Source organism: Oscillibacter sp. CU971 (assembly GCF_905219725.1).
Lineage (GTDB): Bacteria > Bacillota > Clostridia > Oscillospirales > Oscillospiraceae > Oscillibacter.
This window is the reverse complement of sequence record NZ_CAJMXG010000294.1, coordinates 1-3,071: the sequence shown is the minus strand read 5'-3', so window position 1 is coordinate 3,071 and position 3,071 is coordinate 1. Positions and strand designations below refer to the sequence as shown.

At 63.6% G+C, this 3,071-nt stretch carries 4 protein-coding genes and 1 pseudogene; 3 read left to right on the top strand and 2 right to left on the bottom strand.

What is annotated here, in order from left to right:
* Together JX325_RS14340 and JX325_RS14335 are read left to right on the top strand one after the other, a co-directional pair.
* A partial coding sequence (locus JX325_RS14340) for a hypothetical protein (RefSeq protein WP_204791767.1) occupies positions 1-227 on the top strand: 227 nt, incomplete at its 5' end.
* Between the two features lie 15 nt (positions 228-242).
* Positions 243-653 carry a hypothetical protein gene (locus JX325_RS14335; RefSeq protein WP_204791766.1) on the top strand — a complete coding sequence of 137 codons (411 nt, stop codon included), beginning with the start codon at positions 243-245 and terminating at the stop codon, positions 651-653.
* A 65-nt stretch (positions 654-718) separates the two neighbouring features.
* Here the strand turns inward: JX325_RS14335 and JX325_RS14330 are convergent, their stop codons facing one another.
* Entirely contained in the window at positions 719-2,209 is a 1,491-nt protein-coding gene (locus JX325_RS14330) for an S-layer homology domain-containing protein (RefSeq protein WP_204791765.1), read from the bottom strand.
* 179 nt (positions 2,210-2,388) lie between these two features.
* On the opposite strand from JX325_RS14330, the gene JX325_RS14325 reads away from it, so the two are divergent.
* On the top strand, positions 2,389-2,769 hold the full coding sequence (locus tag JX325_RS14325; protein ID WP_204791764.1) for a MerR family transcriptional regulator: 381 nt from the start codon (positions 2,389-2,391) through the stop codon (positions 2,767-2,769).
* Here the strand turns inward: JX325_RS14325 and JX325_RS14320 are convergent.
* Positions 2,766-3,071: pseudogene (locus JX325_RS14320) on the bottom strand (MFS transporter); the annotation flags it as partial. The gene JX325_RS14325 and the pseudogene JX325_RS14320 sit on opposite strands and share 4 nt — an antisense overlap.

Here is a 3,071-nt window from a genome sequence, read left to right as displayed (position 1 = left end):
AGCAAGACCGATTCAACGGGAAGGAAGGGTGTGTGCGGGGAACCCAGGAAGGGTTCCCTGCACCATTTGGATCACACGTTTTTCAGCAAGCTGAAAAACGTGTCACAGAATGGGCGGAGCAAAGCTCCGCCCATTCTGTGAACAATTGGCAAATTTGGTTTTATGGATTGTTTTTTCCGGGGAAGTGTGGTATCCTTAAAGCACAAGGCCACAGCAATTTAAAATGACAGGAGTGTTTTACTATGGTTCGATTGATTATGGGCATGAAAGGTTCCGGCAAGACCAAGCAGCTCATCGAATTGATTAACAACGCGGCGAAAGACGAACCCGGAAACGTAGTCTGCATCGAGGCCAACCGCAACATGACCTACGATATCCACTATCACATCCGCCTGATCGACGCGCATGAATACAAACTCAACGGCTACGACCTGCTCCAGGGCTTTATCAGCGGCCTCCACGCGGGGAACNACGACATCTCCCACATGTTCATCGACAACTTCTGCAAAATCGTGGGCAGAGACGTGGACGGGGAGACCGAGACCTTCCTGAACTGGCTGGACGGCTTCGNCGAGCGGAANAATATCAAGTTCACCGTCACCATCAGCGGCGATCCCTCCTCCGCCACGGAGGGCATGCAGAAATACCTGTAAGCGCCTTTGCGCCGGATTTAAAGCCCCCGTCCAATGGACGGGGGCCTGGCGTGTTNATGGGGTGTTTACGGCATAGCCGCCAAGGTTTCCGGCAGGGCGTGGTTCAGGTCCGAAAGGCAGAGGTGCCCGCCGCCGAAGAGGCGGGCCAGCTGGGTCCGCTCCCGGATGGCCTGGCCGTTGAGATACCAGACGTCGGGGCCCTCCTCCCGGACCAGGTAGGCGCAGGCGTAGCGGTCGGAGTAGTGGCTCCGGGTGGTCCGCTCCGCCGCCAGGGCCGTGATTTCCTTTGCGGTGAGGGACTCGGGCTCCCGGCCCTCCCAGACGGAGCCGGTGGAGGTGAGGAGCAGCNNCANCTTGCNGGCGTCCACTANGCCCCGGAGGCGGTTCAAGGCGTAATAAACCNGCTCCAGGGGTTCCAGGGGGGCCACGGTCCGTCCAGCGGCNTCCTCCTTTTTATTGTCGAAGCGGAAGACCAGATGGTCTGCGGCCTCGCCCAGGGCGGCGTAGTCATAGCCGAAGATGGTGCCCTTCCAGGAGGGGGCCTCCGCCCCTACGTACAGGGGCCGGGTCCCCAGCTTTTCCCGGAGAGACCGGACCGCGGCGGTGAGCACGTCCCGCTGCGTGACGGTGGTGAGGCCGGAGACCTCCAGGAAAAGGCCGTCATAGCGCCCTTCCTCCACGGCCTGGAACAGAACGTCCGCCAGCTTTTCCTCATCGCCCTCCCGGATGTGATAGTCGTTTCCGGTGACGTAGAGCAGGGCCTTGGCCCCGGCGGCGGAAGCGGCGGCGCGGACGGACTGGGCCTCCGAGCCGTTCATAGCGGGGGCGGTTTGGGGCTCGCCGTTGTAGACCAGCTTCGCCGCGGCGACGCCTACGGCGCCGTAGCCCGTGAGGTCCGGCAGATTCTCAGCCGAGGAGGCGATGCCCATGCGGCTGGCGGTGAGGTCGTGAAGCTTGTCGTAAAGCCGCATTAAAATGGCGGCGGCCTGTTCACGGGTGACGTGGCCGTTGGGGGAAAAGCTGGTGACCGACGTCCCGTCCATCAGCCCCAGGCCGTAGGCCATGACGATGTACCCGTTGTTGGCCTTCACGTCCCGGAAGGGCAGGGACATGTCCTGGATCAGCCCGGCGAGGCTGCCGTAGCCCAAGGCACGGACCAGCATGGACGCGGCCTCGCTGCGGGTGACGGGGTCGTCCGGGCGGAAGCTGCCGTCCTGGCTGGTGATGGCCCCCTGATGATAGGCGGTTTCCAGGGCTCCGGCGTACCAGGCCTTCTCGGACACATCCTCATAGACGGCCCGGGCGGGGGAGGTGGGTTTCCAGCCCATGGCGCGGCACAGCACCACCACGAACTCGGACCGGGACATCTCCTCCCCCACGCCGAAGCTGCCGTCGCTTTCGGGGTAGAAGTAGCGCAGGGCCACACAGCGGTCGATGTCCTCCTTGGCCCAAAAATCCTCCGGCACGTCAGAGAGGGCGGAGGCGGGTGCGGTGAACAGGCCCGCCAGCAGGGCGCACAGCAGGAGGCAGGAGAGGATCCGTTTTCGTTGTTTCATATATTTCAGCTCCTTCAAGGTCAGCGTTGTCTTCCCATCTTAGCAGATTTTTCCCCTCCCGTCAAACGGAAGCTGTCGAGAGCCTGTCCGGAAGCGGAATTTTTGGAAAAAAGCCTTGACTTAGAGCCCGCTCCAAGTGCTATGCTGGAGGAAACTAAACGCCGTAAGGAGGCATAGCCATGACGATTCGGGAAGTGAGCGAGCGGTACGGCCTTTCCGCCGACACCCTGCGGTACTATGAGCGGGTGGGCCTGATTCCGCCGGTGCCCCGGACCGGAGGCGGCGTCCGGGACTACGACGGGGCTTCCCTGGGCTGGGTGGAGCTTATCAAGTGCATGCGCTCCGCCGGGGTGGGCATCGAGGCGCTGACGGAGTACTGCCGCCTGTTCCAGCAGGGAGAGGAGACCCTGGAGGCCCGAAAGGCCCTGCTGGTGGAGCAGCGGCGGCAGCTCCGGGAGCGGATGGAGGACATGCGGAAGTCCCTGGACCGGCTGGATCAGAAGATCGAGAACTACGACCAGGGCCTGGCCCGGAAGGAGCGGGAGCTCCGGGGCGGTTAGGCCCCATCCAGATCCCGGAACACGCCCCGGGACCAGGCCGCCGCCAGGGCCGCGGCTCCCGCCGCCCCCAGCAGAACGGCCCAGGCCGGGCAGGCCTCGAACAAAGCCCCATAGACCGCCTGGCCCAGGGGGGCGGCGCAGTTGGACACCGACATGATGAAGGCCATCACCTTTCCCAGCAGCTCCGGGGGCGTCTGGCCCTGGACGGCGGCGCTGAGCACCACCACCAGCAGGGTGGACAGGACCATGATGGCAAAGCTCATGGCCGTCACCCCCCACCAGCCCAGGGACGGCGGAACCCC

Excerpts from the sequence above, each read along its gene's own strand:
- JX325_RS14325 (WP_204791764.1), top strand. The coding sequence starts at position 2,389 with ATGACGATTCGGGAAGTGAGCGAGCGGTACGGCCTTTCCGCCGACACC.